This is a genomic window from Aporhodopirellula rubra, assembly GCF_014192335.1.
GTDB classification, from domain to species: domain Bacteria; phylum Planctomycetota; class Planctomycetia; order Pirellulales; family Pirellulaceae; genus Rhodopirellula; species Rhodopirellula rubra.
In genome coordinates this window covers 22,464-41,836 of the sequence record NZ_JACHXU010000029.1, presented here as the reverse complement: position 1 = coordinate 41,836, position 19,373 = coordinate 22,464, and the positions used below count along the sequence as shown (strand labels likewise).

The following is a 19,373-nucleotide window of genomic DNA, read 5'->3' as shown; positions in this document are numbered from 1 at the left end:
GGATGGGGCCTGAAGGCGAGGGAGGGAGGATTAAGTTCGAGGTGCTGAGACGGCTCAGAACTCAATGCTCTGCAAGAATGCTTTCATTTGTTCGGATTGTGAATTGATCGTTTCGACCGGTCCGGTCATTTTGACAAACATGCTGAATCCTTCTTCGAGAGGGATGATCGTCGCATCGATGGCAGTAGCTTCGCCAGCGTCGCTTCGCTCCTCGGGCAATAACACAAACCGCTGCGCAGGCCGACCGCTTACCTCAAATTTCTCTGCGTTTTCTAACGCCGCGTCGACCTCTTCGTCTGGCACGGCGGATTCACGAATTTGCCCCATCCATCGGGCAACGTTGCCGCGCAAATCACCACCGGCATTAATGATCGTGACTTCGGCCGCGCTGTCTTCAGGGCCGACATTAAACGCGGCCAATCGCATCATACTCATGCGGCCATCTCTCCATCCCTCGGGACGGTCGTATTTGAGTTTCGATTTCGAGGCTTCCTCATCCGTAGTTGAATCGGATTGCTTCGCATCGGTGTTCTCCGTTCCTCCCACCTCTTTGGCGCGGGCAGCGATCGCCTCGCGTGCCGAACGAGGCAATCCCGCGTGTGGATCCGGAGAACCGCTCGCCCCCGATGGCATCGCACCAGAACCGGCAAACGGGGCGTCCCCCGAAAACGGGCCACCACCAGCAATCGGAGCCCCGCCTGCGAAAGGGGGACTGCCCATCGCAGGCGGCCCCGAGGTTGAGGGGCGTCCCGTAACGTCGACCCAAACCGCGGCAGCCGACGAGTCGCCGTTTTGCCAATCCAATTCCTCGGCTCCTGACCATTTTTCGTCCGTCGCCTCGAGCCCCACCTGACCGCGCCACCGTGTCACGTTGCTCGTGACCAACGCGTCCCAATCATCCATCCGGGCGAGCTGTGAAATACTGAGATCGAGCTGCTGCTCCGGCGTGTTGATATCGATCGAGGCGAACCGCATCGCCCGTGCACCGCCGCGTTTCCAATTTTCGGGCAGTTCCCCAATGACCGGCTCGCCGTCCTTGAATTCAATCTGCTCGACAAACTCACGAAACTCATCCGCAATCCGATCGACCGCCGAGACACGCCCCATGATTTTAAAGAACCAAGCCTGCTTTTCTTGCGGCAAAATCGCCGCAACCATCCGAGTGTCCTCGGCCGCCAGTGCCGCCGGAACCGTCGTCGGAATCTGATAGGTCACAATCGGTGCCTCTTCAGAACATCCCGCGAGAAGTACGCAGGTCGCAACTCCTCCGATGCAGCAAAAGCGAACGAGCGTTTTCTGAAGAAACAGATTCAAAGAATCAAAATACGTGGACAATTGAGCAGCACAAGGTGAGATGGGGGAAGGCTGAGGCGGGAGGTTTCGACAACCGGAGCACTTCAGGAAGGATCAGGTCCATTACCAGGACGCCAGAATACCAAATGAGTCCGTTTAAACCTAACCGCTATGTCGGTTTCAACGCGACAGACATCGCTTTTGTTCTCAGTCCATCAGCGAGAAATTTGACATCATCCGCGGCCCTCACTCCCCAATGTTTGGTCCGAAATCCATCGAATGAAGCTTTCCGCCGCTTCGATCTGGCGATCGGTCCGATTCGTCGACGTCAAAACGAACTCGCCCGAGGCAACCTTCTCGACTTTGTTGCCCGTCGATCGACCAGCCAACGAAACAAAAATATGCCCATCGGTCGCCGCCGGTGCCCCAGGCCCCAGATGCCCGGTGATCGCGGCTCCCCAGCGAGCCTCCGACGTACGTTGCAGCAGACAACTCGCCATTTCGTCAGTCGTCTGCTGGCTCTCTGCGGTAAACTGTCGCAGGGTAGCCGCATCGACACCCAACCAGTCCGATTTGACCGATTCGCGGTACGTCACCGCACTTCCGCAGAACACGTCACTGGCCCCCGGCACTTGGCCCATGATCGCAGCCGCCATTCCACAGGTGCAGCTTTCGGCCAACACGATCCGCCACCCCGATTCGCGAAATCGTTTGATGAGAGAAACGGCTTCGGGCAATGGCATCGGATTCGTCATTCTGTTTTTGTTTTGGTCAAAGCCTCACTCAACAAGCGACGCGCAACTTCGGCCAGTTGATCGGCTTCGGGGAATTCAAATCGATCGAGCCTTTCCCGCCAATCATCGTCGGGCGTCACGTCAGAAAAAAACTCGTCCCATTGCTCACGTTCGCTCTCGTTGAGTCCGCGATACCAAAAAACATACTTCGCGAGTTCCTCACCCGACAACACCGTCGAACCAAAGAGGCGTTCTTGATTCTCGACATCAGGTTGGCTCCAGGCGGCAAACGCCAGTACAGGAATGGTCGCATCATCGATCGAATCATTCCAACTCACAGATTTCGATTCTTCATCCCATGTCCCGTTGGTCGCAAAAGGTTCAATGCCGCATTCCAGATCGACCTCCACGACCGTCCATCCCGAACCCGATTTTGGAAGCGTCGCCTCCAACGCAAACCCCGCCAACAACCCTAGCGGATCAATCTCTTCGGACGAATCGCCCTCGTCGTCGGCCGGGTGTTCTTCTTGATAGCGAGCAAGTTCGGTTCGATAGATTTCCGTTTCACGGAAAGACTCTCTCAACGAATTCGCGAGTCGCTCAGCATCGGCAAGAATCGCTAATGATTCACCTTCGGGAATCCCCAACTTGCGAATCACGGTCGCATGAAGCAGGCCCGCGAATTGGTCAGGGTCTTCGGAACTAAATACTCGCAACAATCTCGGAACCTCCTGCCAACGTACGTAGTCGCGTTCAACGAGATACTGCGCCATGCGGGCGGCCAGGCGTTTTCCGATTTCCTGCTCATCGAGATCACTGAGCATCGCGTGAGTCAGACAATACGCAGAGAGATTCATCAGATCCCGCCGTAGATCTTGATCGAGGAACACCTCTATCCGCTGACGTGTTTCTAATTCAGGCAGTTCGTTTCGCGCCCAATGCAGCAACAACGCAATGATCTTGTCGACCGCCTGGTTACGTTTCGCTATCGAATCCTGCAGATCATCCTCGCCGCGAAACCGCTCACTGTACAAAGACGTTGAACCGAGTGGAGATTCGAAATGCGTGTAACTGCCTGCCCCGCCAACGTCCTGCGGCATCTCTCCTTCGAATCGACCTGAGAAAACATGCTTGTCACCTTCCAAGCGATCGTTGGCCGAATCGTAAAACTGTCGAAAGTGCCTCAGTTCCCCTTCCGGAAGCGGCGATACTTTTTTGTCGGCGCTCGTGGTCTCGCTCCACACGGTCAATGTTCGCTCAATCGACGTCCCGTCCGGTTTGAGCTGAATTTCATAGACTTTTCGCGTGCATCCGGTACTAATCATCGCCGCGACCAATGACAAAAACAAAACGCGGGCGGCAGCATAGCCATGCATCGGACTTTCCCCAATCACGTAAATAAAACGAAGCATCCCCTCATTGTCTGCGACCAAAACCACACGATCAATCCATTTATGCCAATCAATTTCGGTATTCTACAAATGTCTTACCCGCACACTTTTCGACAGCCCTCGATTCGAGTCACTTCATGATCCGTCCGATCGACCTGGAATTGCTCTTCACCGCCTTCGCGTTTCGCCACGCGAAAATTGACAACGAACAACTCGGCCGCGCCGTTGCGCGGATGGAATCGCACGGATCAATCGCCGACACGATGGTGCAAACCGGAATGATCGATGAAGCGAAACGCCAACAAATCGACGCGGCCGTCAAAGACCATCTGCGGCAGCATCACGACGACAGTTCGGCGAGCCTTGCCGCGATCGATCCGCTTCCGTTCCCGCTTTCCTTGTTCGATCATCTCTTGGAAACGCACGCCGCGACTCCCGACGCACTGCTCACCTACCAGACCGTTGTCCCAGAAGTGGGACATAACGTTGTCGCAAATCCGAATGCCAAACAACGTGTGGCGTCGCCAAATTCATCGATGCGTCCCACGTTGACGAACACACCTGGAATCCCGGCGCGTTATCGATCCAAACGTTTCCATGCCCGAGGCGGACTCGGGGAAATCTACGTTGCCACAGACATGGAAGTGCACCGCGACATCGCGTTGAAAGAAATCCAAAACCACTACGCCGACAACATGGCGAGCCGGCAGATGTTCATTGTCGAAGGCTCCATCACCGGTTCGCTCGAACATCCGGGCGTCGTCCCCGTCTACGGCATGGGCCAATACGAAGACGGACGCCCTTTTTACGCAATGCGTTTCATACGTGGCAAAAGCCTCAAAACCGCGATCAAAACGCTGCACTCGGGCGAACCACTTTTCCCAAACGGTCGCGACCCGTCGCTCGCGCTACGGCAACTGCTCAACCGGTTCCTCGACGTCTGCAATACGATCCACTACGCCCACAGCCGGGGCGTTATTCATCGTGACATCAAACCCGACAACATCATGCTCGGTCCTTATGGCGAAACCCTCGTCGTCGACTGGGGCTTGGCCGCGATCTTTCAACACGACTCATCGCGCGACGCCGATAACCTTCACGACCAACTCAGCGAGCAAACTCCGAGGTTTGAATCGATTCGTCTTACCAAAGACTCTGAGGGCAAAATCTGGGGGACGCCACCCTACATGTCGCCTGAGCAGGCCAACGGTCGACAATCCGAAATGGGCCCCAGCAGTGATGTCTTCAGTTTGGGTGCAACGCTATACACCATCCTCACTGGGACGATCATGTACCCGGGCACGTCAACGGGTCGTGTGCTGGAGAAGGCAAAGCACCGAGACGCCGTTGCCCCGACGCAGATCAACCCCAGCATTCCCGTCGCACTCGCAGCCATCGTTGAGAAGGCGACTGCGAAACTACCATCGGATCGCTACCAAACGGCCAAGCAATTCGCAGACGATCTCGACGCATGGCTCGCCGACGAACCGGTCACCGCATACCGAGAACGGTGGCACGAGCGACTGCGTCGCTGGATGCGTCAGCACCGAACGTTGGTGACGTCAGGAATCGCCGCATTACTAATGGGAATCATCGCTCTGAGCGTTATCGCCGCACTGCTATCGACGAAGAACGCGGAGGTCGCCGCTCAACGCGATACCGCCGAACGCAACCTGATCGCGGCCCGAAAGGCCGTTCGAGAATCCTTCGTGCAGATCAGCGAGGACGAACGTCTCAAGGCCGAAGGGCTCGAACAACTTCGCATGAAACTTCTCAAATCGCCCGAACCCTACTTTGTCGAATTCCTCTCGCAGAACCCCGACGATCCGCGACTCCGATTGGAACAGGCCCAGTGGCGATCGCTTCTCGCGGCGATCATTCACAACACGCAATCGCCTACCGATGCAATCAAACAATACGAGACCGTCGAGAAGAACTTGCACGATCTTGGCGAGGAATTTGAATCGCCGGATCTCGCCCTCAATAACAAAAACGAATTCGAAAGCCTCCGTGCAAACACGCACCTGCAACTCGCCACGCTCTACGACATAACAGCAGAATTCGATCAATCGATGAATCATGCACGTCAGGCCATTGCGTACGCCGACTCCGTGGCCACCGCTGACATGGCGTCAATCTCAATCGCCGCATCGACGCAACTGGCAAAATCTCAGTTCACCACAGGACACACCGATGCGGCCATCACAACCCTGGATGAAGCGATCAGTCGCCGCTCATCTGCAGCCAAACGTTTTTCTGAAAATTGGCGACTGCGTCTGAACCACAGCCTCGCCGAGCGAGCCGAATGTCGGGCTGCCGAAGGCGATGTATTGGGCGCCATCGATGATTGGAAGACGGCATTGTCGCAATCCGACGAGATTGAGATTACGCGTGAAAACGAAATTACCGTACTCGAATTCCGCGCGCGAGTCTTGGTGTCGATGGCCCGAGAAACCGGCAACGCTCGCTTGCGAAATCCTTCACTGGAGTACGCCGAACAGGCACAAAAAATCGCCCAGCAACTCGTTAACCGACATCCCGATAACCTTTCCTACGCCGAACTGAAAATCGACGTTGAAAACACGATGGCCACGACACTCGCGATCGCAGGACCGAACCCCGATCCAAACGCGGTTCGAAACGGACTGACCAAGGGCATCGAACTTTACGGCCAACTCGTCAACGCACATCCATCCGTGGTGATGTATCGCTATCGTTTGTTGAAATCCCGATTGAATCTCGTCTTCGCTGATCTGAGCCAGGGCAAGGCTCCCGATGAAATCATCCAAGACGCCACTGGCGTTTTGAGTCCCGTCGAACAACTCGCACATGAATATCCCCAGATACCAGACATCCAGGTTCTCTTTGCCAAAACGCTGATCAATACCGCGATGCTTTCGATGTGGTTCGAAGACGAATCTGCGGTGTCTGAAATCAAACGACGTTTCGATGTCGCCGAGGAAACCCTTGATCAACTCGACTCGCTTCCCAATCGCGTCGCCTACACCGAAGTTCGCTCAAGCCTTTACTCGGTACTCGGTCGACTCGATCAATCCAATGAACGTTGGGCGGATGCGGCGGGCAAAGAAGCCCATCGTCAACAGATGATGGAACAATTCCCGGACACCTACTGGAACGTCCCATTTCCCAACGAACGGAAAGCCGACTCCCTCGACACGGAAGCTCAGTACCGATTCGGGGCAGGGCAGGTCGACGCAGGGTTTGCTCGCCTGGACAACGCAATCGCCGTTCGCGAAACGCTCGTTCGCGACTTTCCCAACGAACCCGTATTACGGAAAAATCTCGCCACATCCCTCCGTGATTACGGCGACTGGCTAAAGGAATTTGACCTCGAGAATGCCGAAGAAAACAGCAACGCCTATACACGCAAGAGTCTCGACGTGATCAAGGAAGTGCCGCTCAACGAACTCGACAATGCGCAACTCCTTTCGATCGTCGGTGATCTAGTCCAACTGGCAACGATCAGCTCATCCGACGGGGAACTGGAAACGGCAGCCGACCAATGCAAACGGGCCCGTCAAGCAGCAATCGAACTACACCGCCGCGAGCCCACGTCCCAAAACCTCGCGTATCAGTTGTTGGTCGAAAACCTGTTGATCGGGTACCTGTTGGACCTCGACCAAGACGTTGACGACCTTGTCAATTCATTGCACCAAACCGTCACCGCCATGCTGAATGAATACGATCATTCGGATGATGTTCGCGACACCGCGATGCTCGCCTACCGACAAACTGCCGCGCATTTCCACAGCAAGAAAAACTACGAGCAAGCGAGATACTTTTTGTCCGAAGCGTACAAGATCAGTGAACGCAGTCCGCAACGAAACACGATCGCGATTAACCTCAGCGACGCTGAGATTCGCCTCGGATCGTTCCTCGCGGGCACTGAACGTTCCGCTCCGTTGCTCGGCGCTGACGAGCTCGAACCGCTTTCTTACTACAACCTCGCGGTCAACTTCGCACTCGCGATCCGGGCGTTGCAAAACGACGCCCATCTCAGCGAACCGGTTCGACATTCGCTCTCGACCTGGTATCAAACCAACGCCATCAAAGGACTCGAAAAAGCCGCCGATGCAGGCCTCTTTGACGATCCAGCTTGGCGATCAACCTTCGACGCTGACGCCGATCTCGAATCGATCCGCGAAACCGATGACTATCGCGAGTTCACGAAAGCACGCTTTCCACAGGAACCAAACAGAACGGATCCCTAGGGAAAGCCCCGTCGCTACGCCGCGCGACGCTTGGATTGCGAACGTGAATCGCCAATTCCCAACATGTCGATAGTGCGATCGTAGGCACCACGATGCTCATCAACGATCGATTGAGCGTTTCGTCCGAGATCATCGGCGGCCGGAATATCATCCAAACAACGACGTACGAACTGTTCGAGCTCATCCTCATCGGCAACCCGAACGGCGCCTCCCCCATCGAGTAACCGACCAGCGATCGTGTCAAAATTCTTGGTATTAGGGCCGAACGAAACCGCACACCCATAACCTGCCGGTTCGAGCATATTCTGCCCGCCGCGGTCACCAAAACTGCCACCCACTGTCGCGATTTGGGCAACGCCCCACCAGTGCTTTAGCTCTCCGATCGTATCGACCAAGATCACTTCATCGCTTTCCCATTGATCATCGAATTGACTGTCATTTCGACTTCGTCGCACCACACGATCACCGTTTGCGACAATCAGGTCAGCGACGCTGTCGAATCGCTCGGGATGCCGCGGAACGAGGATCAGACGCAACTCGGGATGCTCTTGTCGACAACGGTGAAAAACCCGGATCGCCAACGCTTCTTCGCCTGATTGTGTACTTCCAAAACACCAAACGCGGTGCCACGCGTCCACACCCGCCCAATTCATCCGTGAAGCAACTTCCGTGGTCTCACGCGAACGCGGTGCGTTGTCAAATTTCAACGACCCGGTCACACGGGTTCGAGTCCGTTCAACGCCACAATCAACAAACCGTTTTGCCGTCACCACATCTTGGCATCCGACCATCGACAACCGCGCAAACGTCGGCGTTAACAAACGAGCAAACTTCTGATAGCCGGCCGCACTCCGTTCACTCAATCGCCCGTTGACAACGGCAACCGGACACCCCAGTCGCTCCGCAGCGGCAATCAGATTTGGCCACAACTCCAACTCCGCGAGAACCAAATGGCTACACTGGAGATTCCGGAGCGTTCGAGAAACGGCCCACGTGAAATCGAGTGGGCAGAAGAAGACTCGATCCGCCCCAAAATGCTTGACGGCCAGATCGTAACCGGTGTCAGTCGACGAACTAATCACGATCGCGGCATCGGGTGAGCGAACCGCAAGTCGCTTGACCAATTCGGGCAATAAATTAACTTCGCCCACACTGACGGCGTGCAACCAAATCACTCGCCCATGGTCGCCCCGCAACTGCGCCGCGTGATGCCGCGACAACCCGAACAGCTTTTGCGAACCCCCACGTCGATAACGCCCGTGACGAATCATGCGGTAAAGAACCACCGGCGACAGCATCACGAGTGCGGTCGCGTAGAGCAAATTCAGAAACATCCGTGTTCCCTTTGGTTTCGAAACTAGCTTTCGGTGACGAGTGATTCGTCTCAGTTGAAAATGTGAATCCCTGTCTTCGCCCGAATGCTCTCGGCAAAAACGTGAACCGCAGACGATCAGTCTGCACGTTCACGTCGCCGCTTTGAATTCAGCGACGTTAAACCATTTTCCGCATGCAGCACGACTTGTACTTTTTGCCACTGCCACACGGACAAGGCGAGTTGCGACCGACACGTGGCTCATCTTTGCGAATCGGTTCCGGTTTCGCTTCTTCACCATCTCCTCGACCTTCGCTACCCGATGCGGCACGTTGTGCAGCGGTATCGCTGGCCATCCGTGCTGCCGTGCCCGCTTCGTGAGCATCGTCGTGACGAGCACGCGCGTCGACCCATGTGCTGCGGATGAAGTCCTCATTGAAAGATTCCATACGGAAGATCAGATCGGACACACGTTCGCCGATGGCTCCCCACATGGTTTCAAACAACCGCATGCCTTCGCGTTTGTATTCGACCTTCGGATCCATTTGGGCGTAGCCCTTCAGTCCGACGCTGCTGCGAAGGTGATCCATCGTCAGCAAGTGATTCTTCCACGAATCGTCGACGATATTGAGCAAAATCTGTCGCTCCATTCGCCGCATTTCAGGATAGAACCGGTCATCGACCGCACCTTGGACCGCCAATGTCAGATCCGCGCGATTGAGTCGCGACAGGTCTTCCACGGCAGTTTCGTGATTCAATTCGGTGCCGAGCCATTCGACGAGTGCTTCGAGTTTGCCACTATCTCCGCTGGCCAACAAAGCAGTGGTTTCGTCGTCGGCGCCCGAGAAGATTTCGGCGACTTTTTCGAGAGCCTTGTCCTGTGCAGCGACAGACTCGCTCGCGGACTTTTTGCTATGCTGGATTAACTGTTGTTTCAGGTCATCGCGGTTGAGTTTGATCTCATCGAGTGACAGGTCCGTGTTGAACCGGCCCTTCACCCAGGAAATCAGACCTTCGCGATCGAGCGAAACTTGCGAGCCCTGCTTCTCAGTGAAACGCGAAATCCCCGTGAGCACTGGATACTCGGCTTCCTTCTCGGCATAGGCCGATTCGGCTCGCTGCATCAGCGTCTCGGTGACCTTCCGGCGATCTTCGACGTCGCGGAATTCTTCAGGCGTCGTTTCGATACCGAACTTGTGCCGCATCCAACCGCATAGGACTCGCAGACCGTACTCGGCATCGAGCAGCGGTTCGCCTTCGGAGAGGTCAGTCTTTTCGATCAGAGCGTGAGCCTTCTCGACGAACTCGTCGATCATCTCGTCGCGATCGAGTTGTTTGAGCTTGTGATCCTGGTAATTTCCTTGCAGACGCGTGTTGGCCCACGTCGCCATCGCCTTCCAGTTCCACTCCTCTTCCATGCCGCCAGGGAGGTTTTCCTCAACCGCTTCGGCAACCATCACTTCGGCTTTGCGTTCAGCCTGATCTTTTGCGTACCCGTCAGCCATCTCGAATTCCATGTTCTGGAAATCACGAGCGTCGAGTTGGCATTGCAGTTGAGATCCGGCAAACGTCGCGAACGTTTCGACGCCGTAATTTGGATCGAGGAACGTGTCGACATGCGTTTGAATTTCGGCACGAATGAGACCGAGAATCATGTTGCGTGAGGAGTGACCGTCGAGCAGGTTTTGGCGATAGCGATAAACGCGTTTGCGTTGCTCGTCCATAACCTCGTCGTACTCGAGCAGGCTCTTACGAATTTCGAAGTTGCGTTCTTCGACCTTCTTCTGAGCCGCGGCGATTCGGCGGGTCACGAGTGTTGACTCGATCGCTTCGCCTTCCTTCATTCCCATCCGTTCCATGATGCTCTTGACGAAATCGCCTGCGAAAATTCGCATCAGGTCGTCTTCGAGCGACAGGAAGAATCGACTGCCACCGGGATCGCCTTGACGACCGCAACGACCGCGGAGCTGCAAGTCGATCCGTCGCGATTCGTGACGTTCGGTACCGAGGACGTAAAGCCCACCGAGTTTCCGCACGACTTCGCCCTCGGCCTTCATGCCTTCACGATCGTCGATCTCTTTGACGAGATCGTTCCAAACGTCGTCCGGCACTTCCAATCGAGTCGGATAGGTGTGTTGCAGTTGGGCCCACGCCATTGTTTCCGGATTACCACCGAGGATAATGTCCGTACCGCGACCAGCCATGTTCGTCGCAATCGTAACGGCACCGATGCGTCCAGCCTGAGACACGATTTCGGCTTCGCGACCGTGCTGTTTTGCGTTCAGCACGCTGTGAGGGATGCCGCGTCGTTCGAGCATCTGACCGAGACGTTCACTCTTTTCGATACTAACGGTACCGACGAGAACAGGGCGTCCGGCGCGTTCGACCGATGTCACCTCAGAGCGTGAGATGCTCTCGACGTTCTTTTCGTTCTTGGCAATGAATTTGATTTCGGTGTCGGTTTCGCTTTCGATTTTCCCCCAAACCTCGTTGCCGTCTTTGAAGGTCAACACGTCCCATTTATGGGCACGTTCGACATCATCGGCAATCGCGCGGAACTTGTCTTTCTCAGTGAGGTAGATCAGGTCAGGATGCTCGATCCGCTGCATGTGACGATGCGTCGGAATGGCAACGACATCGAGTTTGTAGATCTTCCAAAACTCGTCCGCTTCCGTCATTGCCGTCCCCGTCATTCCGGAGAGCTTCTTGTACATCTTGAAGATGTTCTGCAACGACGCGGTGGCAAACGTTTGCGTCTCTTGCTTGATCGGCACGCCTTCTTTGGCTTCACAGGCCTGATGCAACCCGTCGGACCATTGCCGGCCCTCCATCAAACGCCCGGTAAACTCGTCAACGATGACAATTTGTTTGTCTTTGATGACGTAATTGACGTCGATCTTGTAGAGATAATGCGCCTTCAACGCGTTATCGATCAAGTGCGGCCATTCCATGTTGCCAGCCGTGTAGAAGCTCTCCACACCGGCGAGTTCCTCTGCCGCACGAACACCTTCGTCCGTCAGCGTCACGTTGTGCTGTTTTTCGTCGACGGTGAAGTGAATTTCTTTCTGCAATTGGCGAGCGACACGATCGGCTTCGGCGTACCGGCCCAAATCAAGATCGGCGGGACCACTGATGATCAGCGGCGTCCGAGCTTCGTCGATCAGAATATTGTCAACTTCGTCGATGATGGCGTAGTTCAACGGCCCCTGGCACTGTTGTGCGTCACTCGGGAAACGATCGTCACCCTTGCCCGCCGGACGCATGTTGTCACGGAGATAATCGAACCCGAACTCGTTGTTCGTTCCGTAGGTAATGTCACATTGATATGCGGCCTGCTTGGCTTCGGTACTCATCCCCGACTGGATCGCGTTGACCGTCAATCCGAGGTTCATGTAAAGCGGAGCCATCCATTCCATGTCACGACGAGCGAGGTAATCGTTCACCGTAATCACGTGAACGCCTTTACCCTCGAGTGCGTTGAGGTAGGCGGCGAGCGTCGCGCAAAGCGTTTTACCTTCCCCGGTCACCATTTCGGCGATCGCTCCGGAATGCAGCACCATCCCCCCGATCAACTGCACGTCATAGTGACGCATACCGAGGAACCGCTTACTGCCTTCGCGGCAGACGGCAAACGCCTCGACCAATAAATCATCGAGAGTTTCGCCCTGTCGAAGCCGTTTCCGGAACGCTTCGGTCTGCGCCCGAAGCTCTTCGTCGGTCATCTTCTCGTAGGTAGGTTCCAGGGCGGTGATTTTGTCGACGCGTTCTTGCAACTTGGCAACTTGGCGTGCGTTGGCCGAACCGAAAACGCTGGTAGCGAGCTGGCCGATTTTTTCGAAGGTTCCTCCGAAAAGAAGGCCGAGAAGGTCCCAGAGACGCTCGAGGATGGACATATATGTTAAGGGGGCGAGGGCGAAACGGTGCGGTCAGGAAAGCGGAAAAGCGTGCGGTTTACGTAAACCGTGCCAGCGTTCAACGTTACGGGTTCTGAGAAACTGGGTCAACTGCGATCACGTCATGCTCTCTGCGGCTCGCCCAGACCTCCAGTCCTGCCTCATTCGCCATTCTGGCTTTGGTTTTGAGGGAATCGGGCAGGGTTTGCAAACGCCGGGCCAGACTCTCCATCGCAAACCTCTCGCTCGCGTAATGTCCGACCAGGGCGAGCGATAAACTCGTGTTTTCCGCCTCCAAGCACGTGTGAAAGGTTGCCTCCCCGGTCAGCAGCAGATCGCAACCGACCCGGCGAGCCGCTCCCACGAAGCTGCCACCACTGCCACATGCGACACCGATCCGCCGAATCGGCCGATGGGGGTCGCCGACCATCCGAGGTCGCGTCGCACTGGAAAATTCCGCCGCCGCGGCCAAGATTTCACTCGCAGGTCGAGCCTCAGGCAGATCTCCATAACGTCCCGCACCGATCGCCATGGTCACCTCGCGGGTGTCCCTATCTTTCACCGTGCGAGCGTCGGTCGGATGAGAAGTGATCTGGGGAATTAACGGCTTGCCTCCGGAAAGGCCCAACGCCTCACACCACTGATCATTGATGCCGCCAACCGCAGAATCATAAGCCGTGTGGGCGCTATATAGTGCAGTCCCCGCTCGACACAGTCGCCAAACCAACTCGCCGGCCGCCGAATCGGTATTGATCTTCCCCATCGGTTTAAACGGCAGGGGATGGTGCGCGATGATCAGGTCAACGTTTTCGTCCTCCGCCTCGCTGACCACGGCTGGAGTGACCGTCAGGCACGTCATTACCCGCGCCGCCGGTGCCGAACGATGCCCCAGTAGCAAACCGACATTGTCCCAGTCTTCGGCTAGCCGCAGCGGCGCGATTTCGGACATCGCCTGACAGAGATGATGGACTTGCATGGGTCGTCTGCAGAACGAGGTAGGACGGTCAATCGGCATTGGTGAACACAAAACGCCAGAGTATCGATCCGGATTCCAACCGTAAACGCCCGCAAACAGGCCCCTCACTCGTCCTATATCTTCGAAAACGCCAAACTCGCTCAATACCGCGAGCGCGTTCCCGCAACGAACACGACTCTAACGAGCCCCCGTTTTCGAGGCCGTGTTTTTCCGATCCCTACAAATCGCGATCGATCGGCCCTCCCCGGCACGAACCGCGTGATCTTCCCCACCGTCGACAGCGAATCGCATTACGCCCGACATCGCATCCGGCCGTCTGACCGACATCCTTGGCGACGAGATGGAGATTGAATACTCCGGCGGGAACTGGTCTCTCGACGGAACGAAGTTGGTTTTCGTAGGTAAGCGAGACGGCAAAGAACACGTGGCGACCATAGAGGCCTCGGGTGATCTCGATACGCTGCAGATTCTCTATACCGAACATCGCCGCGGTTTGCGACTGTACGGTCCGCCGGCGTGGTCGCCCGATGGAGAACAGATTGTCGTGTCGATTCAAGAGCCGGGCCAACTACGGCTCTCAGGACAGTGGACGAACTCTTACCTCTATTCGCTCTCGGTTTCTGAGCCAGGATTGATCTCGCTGTTGGAACCAGAGCGAATCGGAACGATCAATCGCGGCATGAGCTTTTCACCTGATGGCAAAACCATCGCTTTCAGCAGCGATCGTTAGTTCCATTCGAGCGTTGTCCGCGAGAGTCGTTGAGCAAATGAATTCGGCGCGTCTTATCGTCGTGCCGCGGGATGACTCAGCGGCATCCACGCCGAGTTCTGTTGATGACTGGCCACGCACTGCTCAATGAACAACATGCCTTCCACACCGTCGTACACGTTCGGATAAACAGTATCGCGTCGTTCGAATGGCAACCCCTGAGCTCGCAGGGCGATGTCATCAAACGCCGCAGCATAAATGTTTGAGAACGCCCCGTAGAAGCCTTCGGGGTGTCCCGCTGGCAAACGGCACGATGCCTCGGCGAGCGGCTTCATGAATTCGGAACCGGGACTGCGAGTATAGACTTGATGCGGTTGCCCGTTTTTGCGAACGACCATCTCATTGGGTGATTCCTGACGCCACTTCAAGGAACCCAGCGTACCGTCCACTTCCAGCTCGAAATCGTTTTCACGCCCGTGGCTGATTTGCGACGCGGTGACCGTTCCGAGCGCTCCGTTTTGATAACGAATGACAGCCGTTCCGTAATCATCAAGGCGACGGCCTTCGACGAAGGTCTTCAGATGACAACTCACCGACTCCGGCAACTCACCGGTTACATAACGTCCCAAGTTAAACGCGTGCGTCGCGATGTCACCAAACGCCCCAGCGACTCCGCTCTTTGCCGGATCGGTTCGCCAAGCGGCCTGTTTGTGGTCCCCCTCTTCAACGCGTTCGGCGAGCCACCCTTGAATGTATTGACTTCGGATCGCGTTGATCCTCCCGAGTTCCCCGGCTTTGATCATCTCGCGAGCCTGACGGATCATCGGGTAGCCGGTGTAGTTGTGCGTCAACGCGAAAACAACATCGGAGTTTTCTACCGTCTTGAGCAACGCCTCCGCTTGCGCCAAATCAAACGTCATCGGCTTGTCACAGATTACGTTGAACCCCGCCTCAACGGCAGCTTTCGCGATTTCGTAATGCGTGTGGTTAGGCGTCGTGATGCTGATGAAGTCGATCCGGTCTTCGGCGGGCAGACGTGATTCAGCGTCCAACATCGCTTCGAAACTGCCATACGCACGCGATTCCTCGACGCCGTAGGTGGGAGCAGTCTTTTTGCTCTTCTCGGGGTCACTCGAAAACGCACCGGCCACCAACGTGCAGCGGTGATCGAGTCCGGCTGCCATCGTGTGCACGCGACCAATGAACGAGCCCAGTCCGCCGCCCACGATGCCCATGCGAAGCCTACGAGCCAGAGGAGGATTCAACGCCATGTCATTTCTCGGATGTAAAAAAGTAGTCGAAAGTACAAACCCTAACGCAACTCGGCTTGCCAACACGTCCAACATCGGCACGCAGGTGCAACCTCGGCCAGTAAGTTCAGCCCGGCCGGCAGTTCAGCACCGCCTGCGGTCCAGATCATAAGACGGCCGACGGATTCTCCAATCGTAAAGTTCTTGAGGAAAGGGTACAATCAGAGCGCCAATAGGCGTTCAACTCGTGTCCCATTCGGGATGCCTCGTTTTTTCTGCCAACCCAACCCTGCGGTCCCGTGATGCACGAAAACTCATCTGACAACTTTCCTTCCGCTTCTTCACAAAGCGATCCAACTCTGACGGCTCTTCCGGTCGCCCGAACCGCGACGTGTTGTGGTCTGTTGGAAACGAAAACTTTACAACGATGCGGCATCGCCTTGCTCGCGATCGTTGCCGTTACTGCCACCTGCGCGGCAACTTACTTTGCCGGTGCCGCCCGCCAGGCGAGCCAACAAAACCAAGCTCAGTCGCAATCCAACACGATTGCCAACTGGGCGGGATTACCGATTGCCAACGCGGCCGCAGCGGTCTCCAGCGAAAAGTTCTCGATGTGCACCGGCCCGATCAGTGAACAAACCGAGGCGTTGTTTGTTCTCGATCACAACTCCGGTCTGCTGCAGTGCTCGGTGCTCTACCCGCGACTCGGACGATTCATGGCGACGTACACCATCAACGTCGCCGACGCGTTGGGGATGGAGGCCAAAGGCGGCAACTACATCATGGCAACGGGAACGGCTGATTTCCCTAGCAGTAGCAACCGCCCGCTCGGGTTTTCGGTCGTTTATGTCTTGGACACCGCGTCGGGCAACTACGCATGTTATGGCATCCCGTTTGATCGCATCTCGATGAAGTCCAATCGCCCACAACAAGGCGTGATGTTCCTCGTCGGCCAAGGCACCGCCAACCCGGTCGTCGATCGCGACGACCTTCGATAACGCTCGATTATCGTTGCCTGGAGTGCTCCAACGTGCCTGGAGTGATCCCACGCCGCGACGGCAGCGGAAACTCACCAGTCGCCAAAATTGCCAGCCACCAAACCTGCCTGCGATCCTGATTGCCGGCAGGTTTTCTTTTGCCTGTCGCTTGGCCGCCGCGCCCGACTCACACCACTACGTCGCTTCGCTGAGTTCAGGAAACACGCCAGGATCGAGATCTTGGCGAGCGATGATCGCTTTCAATCGCGTCAAGAAATCGCTCTTGAGGTTCGCCACCTGCTGCTGTGATATCCCCAAACGCTCGGCAACCTCGAGGTTGCCACGCCCGGCAACAAAGATCAGTTCCAGGGTCTGCAGTTTGGTGTAGTTACCGGTTTCCTGCCAACGTTGGATTTGATCGCGAATCGCGCCGGACACGACCTTGCGTTCCAACTCCAAACGCTCGGCACTTCGCGCGATTGAACTCGCCCCGCGATTGCGTCCTGGAATCTGCATCTCCGTCCCCGACGATCGCTGCGACTCGCCACGACCGTACAACGGCAACGTCGGACGACGACCGGTCCGTCGGAGGTGATCGGTCAATTTGTAGCCGCAGATCGAAAACAGATAGTTCTCCAGACGCCGACGCCGATCGTAGTTGGGCAACGATACCAAAAACCCGACCAACGTTTCCTGGACGATGTCCTCACTCACGCTCCGGTCCTGCAACCGACGGTGCACGTACGCGAGCAAGCGTCCCTCGTATTGATCGATCAGTCGACGCCACGCCGACTCGTCACCGGCCTGGATCGCGTCGATCAATTCACTCTCGGCAGACTCGGGCGTCTCAGCGGCGTCAGATCGCGGTTCATTCATTCTGGTAATCTAACACCCCCAGCGGCAAGCGACGATCCTGGCCCGAGCGATAAGATAACGTGCGTCGATCGAACGCGACCTCACCGCCCAATCCATCCCGCGATCGAGCAAACGCCCCACGACGCCGGTCGTCCGATCTTCAACATTCCCACTCACCTCCCGCCCCATAGTCAAACCCAGCTGGTTTCATCTCCGATCGTTTCGACTCCCTTCAAACCGTCCCTGACATTACCAGAGGCCATCGCAATGAACTCTTCTCACGAATCGAAACCGGAAAACGTTCCGAACGACGACAACCTGCCGCTCGCTCAACGTCGATGCTCGGCATGCGAGGGCGGCATTGCCCCCATTGCCGCGGAAGAGGCCCGGAATTTTGCCGATGCCCTCGTCGACTGGAAATTAGACGAGACTGCAACCACCATTTCTCGTAAGATCAACTGCAAAACGTTTGCGAAAGCGGTGCAGTGCCTCAACCAAATAGCGGAAATCGCCGAGGATCAGCAACATCACCCTGATCTTCACTTGACCGGTTATCGCCACCTCCAAATCGTCCTCACGACACACGCCATCGGCGGCCTCAGCGAAAACGACTTCATCATCGCAGCAAAAATCGATGAGCTCCTAAAATGAAACTAAGCCCCGACGTCGCCTTGGCACTACTCGATGAATGCACCGGCGACGACTTATGGAGTGTTGAGCACTGCCTCGAACGACGCGTCCCTCAATCCTGGATCGACGAACTCGCCGACGCTTTTGAGACCAGTTACCGCGTCAGCAGCCAAACCATTTACGTCCCTGACCCCCAAACCGGTCGCCGGATCGTCAACCAGTATTACGGCGTACGCGACGTCGATTTGGCAAAGCGGATCGCGACGGACTTGGGTCTCGATGTCGAATCGATCGAAGCCGCGTGCCTGTCACGTCAGGCGATCGTGCGAACGATCAAAGAAGCCATCATGGATGGCTGAACCGATGCACGACCGCGTCTGATTTCGCAGGCCGAGTCGTCGCCCTTTGCACGAACTCACGAACGATCTACTCGGGTCTTTACTCAGGCCTCATCTGCTCTGGCCTTACCTGCTCTGGCCGACGTCGCCTTGCAGGGTCAACACGAGACGGCGAGAGGATGCCCGGTCTCGGTGCTCGCATAGATAAATGCCCTGCCAGGTTCCTAACCGCAAACGACCATCTCGCACCGGAACGCTGACGCTCGAGCCCATCATCGATGCCTTCACATGCGCGGGCATGTCATCCGGCCCCTCGAGCGTGTGAACATAGGCAAGGTTCTCGGGCACGGCATGGTTCATCGCGGTTTCAAAGTCGACTCGTACGTCGGGATCGGCGTTCTCATTGATGGTCAGTGAGGCGCTGGTGTGCGTAATGAAGCAATGCAACAGCCCGATACGAACGCGGTGGAGGTCGACAACCTCTCTCTCGATCGCGGATGTGATCAGGTGAAAACCTCGAGGTCGTGCTGGCAATCGCACTTCGTATTCGAACCAAGCTGTCATGGGAGTGTCTCAAAAAGGATATTCATCAAAAAAAATCTGATTTTTTTCGCCGCCCCAACCGGTCCTACTGGTTATCCGTAACTGGGGGGCAAAACAATTGTTTTCCTCGTGTCTCGCGCTGCAAAATGCACCGAAAACGGCTTATCCGAAAACCATCTAAACCCCCTTCAAAGGCCGAGCAAAGCGAGTTTCAGCCCCCTTGAAGGAATCATGAAGATT

The 19,373-nt window shown here is 56.1% G+C and carries 14 protein-coding genes and 2 pseudogenes; 5 read left to right on the top strand and 11 right to left on the bottom strand.

What is annotated here, in order from left to right; genetic code table 11:
• Window positions 1–54: 54 nt before the first annotated feature.
• The 3 genes from FHS27_RS26990 to FHS27_RS26980 all read right to left on the bottom strand — a co-directional run bounded on the left by FHS27_RS26990 (window position 55) and on the right by FHS27_RS26980 (window position 3,439).
• The gene (locus tag FHS27_RS26990) at window positions 55–1,335 is read right to left on the bottom strand and encodes a hypothetical protein (protein ID WP_184308920.1); all 1,281 of its coding nucleotides are present in this window, start codon (window positions 1,333–1,335) and stop codon (window positions 55–57) included.
• A gap of 191 nt (window positions 1,336–1,526) precedes the next feature.
• Window positions 1,527–2,048: a CinA family protein gene (locus tag FHS27_RS26985; RefSeq protein ID WP_184308918.1), complete on the bottom strand. Its 522-nt coding sequence runs from the start codon at window positions 2,046–2,048 to the stop codon at window positions 1,527–1,529.
• Window positions 2,045–3,439, bottom strand: coding sequence for a hypothetical protein (locus FHS27_RS26980; protein WP_246421031.1), 1,395 nt, complete (start codon window positions 3,437–3,439; stop codon window positions 2,045–2,047). Before FHS27_RS26980 ends, FHS27_RS26985 begins: the two co-directional genes overlap by 4 nt.
• Before the next feature lie 116 nt (window positions 3,440–3,555).
• On the opposite strand from FHS27_RS26980, the gene FHS27_RS26975 reads away from it, so the two are divergent.
• Window positions 3,556–7,650, top strand: coding sequence for a serine/threonine protein kinase (locus FHS27_RS26975; protein ID WP_184308916.1), 4,095 nt, complete (start codon window positions 3,556–3,558; stop codon window positions 7,648–7,650).
• Between the two features lie 14 nt (window positions 7,651–7,664).
• On the opposite strand, the gene FHS27_RS26970 is transcribed toward FHS27_RS26975, so the two are convergent.
• The 5 genes and pseudogenes from FHS27_RS26970 to FHS27_RS26960 form a co-directional block, all read right to left on the bottom strand.
• The gene (locus FHS27_RS26970; RefSeq protein WP_184308914.1) at window positions 7,665–8,984 is read right to left on the bottom strand and encodes a 3-deoxy-D-manno-octulosonic acid transferase; all 1,320 of its coding nucleotides are present in this window, start codon (window positions 8,982–8,984) and stop codon (window positions 7,665–7,667) included.
• A 157-nt stretch (window positions 8,985–9,141) separates the two neighbouring features.
• Entirely contained in the window at window positions 9,142–10,806 is a 1,665-nt protein-coding gene (locus FHS27_RS31800) for an SEC-C metal-binding domain-containing protein (protein ID WP_449224082.1), read from the bottom strand.
• A pseudogene (locus FHS27_RS31795) lies at window positions 10,807–11,571 on the bottom strand (preprotein translocase subunit SecA); the annotation flags it as partial.
• 57 nt (window positions 11,572–11,628) lie between these two features.
• A pseudogene (locus tag FHS27_RS31790) lies at window positions 11,629–12,855 on the bottom strand (preprotein translocase subunit SecA); the annotation flags it as partial.
• An 85-nt stretch (window positions 12,856–12,940) separates the two neighbouring features.
• Window positions 12,941–13,831, bottom strand: coding sequence for a Nif3-like dinuclear metal center hexameric protein (locus FHS27_RS26960; protein WP_184308910.1), 891 nt, complete (start codon window positions 13,829–13,831; stop codon window positions 12,941–12,943).
• Window positions 13,832–14,171: 340 nt separating this feature from the next.
• Here FHS27_RS26960 and FHS27_RS26955 point away from each other — a divergent pair, with 340 nt between their 5' ends.
• Window positions 14,172–14,561, top strand: a complete 390-nt coding sequence (locus FHS27_RS26955; RefSeq protein WP_184308908.1) for a TolB family protein — start codon at window positions 14,172–14,174, stop codon at window positions 14,559–14,561.
• 53 nt (window positions 14,562–14,614) lie between these two features.
• On the opposite strand, the gene FHS27_RS26950 is transcribed toward FHS27_RS26955, so the two are convergent.
• Window positions 14,615–15,775, bottom strand: a complete 1,161-nt coding sequence (locus FHS27_RS26950; RefSeq protein ID WP_184308988.1) for a Gfo/Idh/MocA family protein — start codon at window positions 15,773–15,775, stop codon at window positions 14,615–14,617.
• A 317-nt stretch (window positions 15,776–16,092) separates the two neighbouring features.
• Here FHS27_RS26950 and FHS27_RS26945 point away from each other — a divergent pair, with 317 nt between their 5' ends.
• Entirely contained in the window at window positions 16,093–16,788 is a 696-nt protein-coding gene (locus FHS27_RS26945) for a hypothetical protein (RefSeq protein ID WP_184308906.1), read from the top strand.
• Window positions 16,789–16,962: 174 nt separating this feature from the next.
• Here the strand turns inward: FHS27_RS26945 and FHS27_RS26940 are convergent, their stop codons facing one another.
• Window positions 16,963–17,643, bottom strand: coding sequence for an RNA polymerase sigma factor (locus FHS27_RS26940; protein ID WP_184308904.1), 681 nt, complete (start codon window positions 17,641–17,643; stop codon window positions 16,963–16,965).
• Between the two features lie 246 nt (window positions 17,644–17,889).
• Between FHS27_RS26940 and FHS27_RS26935 the strand changes: the two genes are divergently transcribed.
• Together FHS27_RS26935 and FHS27_RS26930 are read left to right on the top strand one after the other, a co-directional pair.
• Window positions 17,890–18,273, top strand: coding sequence for a 4a-hydroxytetrahydrobiopterin dehydratase (locus FHS27_RS26935; RefSeq protein ID WP_246421028.1), 384 nt, complete (start codon window positions 17,890–17,892; stop codon window positions 18,271–18,273).
• Window positions 18,270–18,611, top strand: a complete 342-nt coding sequence (locus tag FHS27_RS26930) for a hypothetical protein (protein ID WP_184308902.1) — start codon at window positions 18,270–18,272, stop codon at window positions 18,609–18,611. The genes FHS27_RS26935 and FHS27_RS26930 overlap by 4 nt, the downstream gene beginning before the upstream one ends.
• A 105-nt stretch (window positions 18,612–18,716) precedes the next feature.
• Here FHS27_RS26930 and FHS27_RS26925 read toward each other — a convergent pair whose 3' ends face one another.
• Window positions 18,717–19,154 (bottom strand): secondary thiamine-phosphate synthase enzyme YjbQ, encoded by a 438-nt coding sequence (locus tag FHS27_RS26925; protein WP_184308900.1) that lies wholly within the window; start codon window positions 19,152–19,154, stop codon window positions 18,717–18,719.
• Window positions 19,155–19,373: the final 219 nt, after the last annotated feature.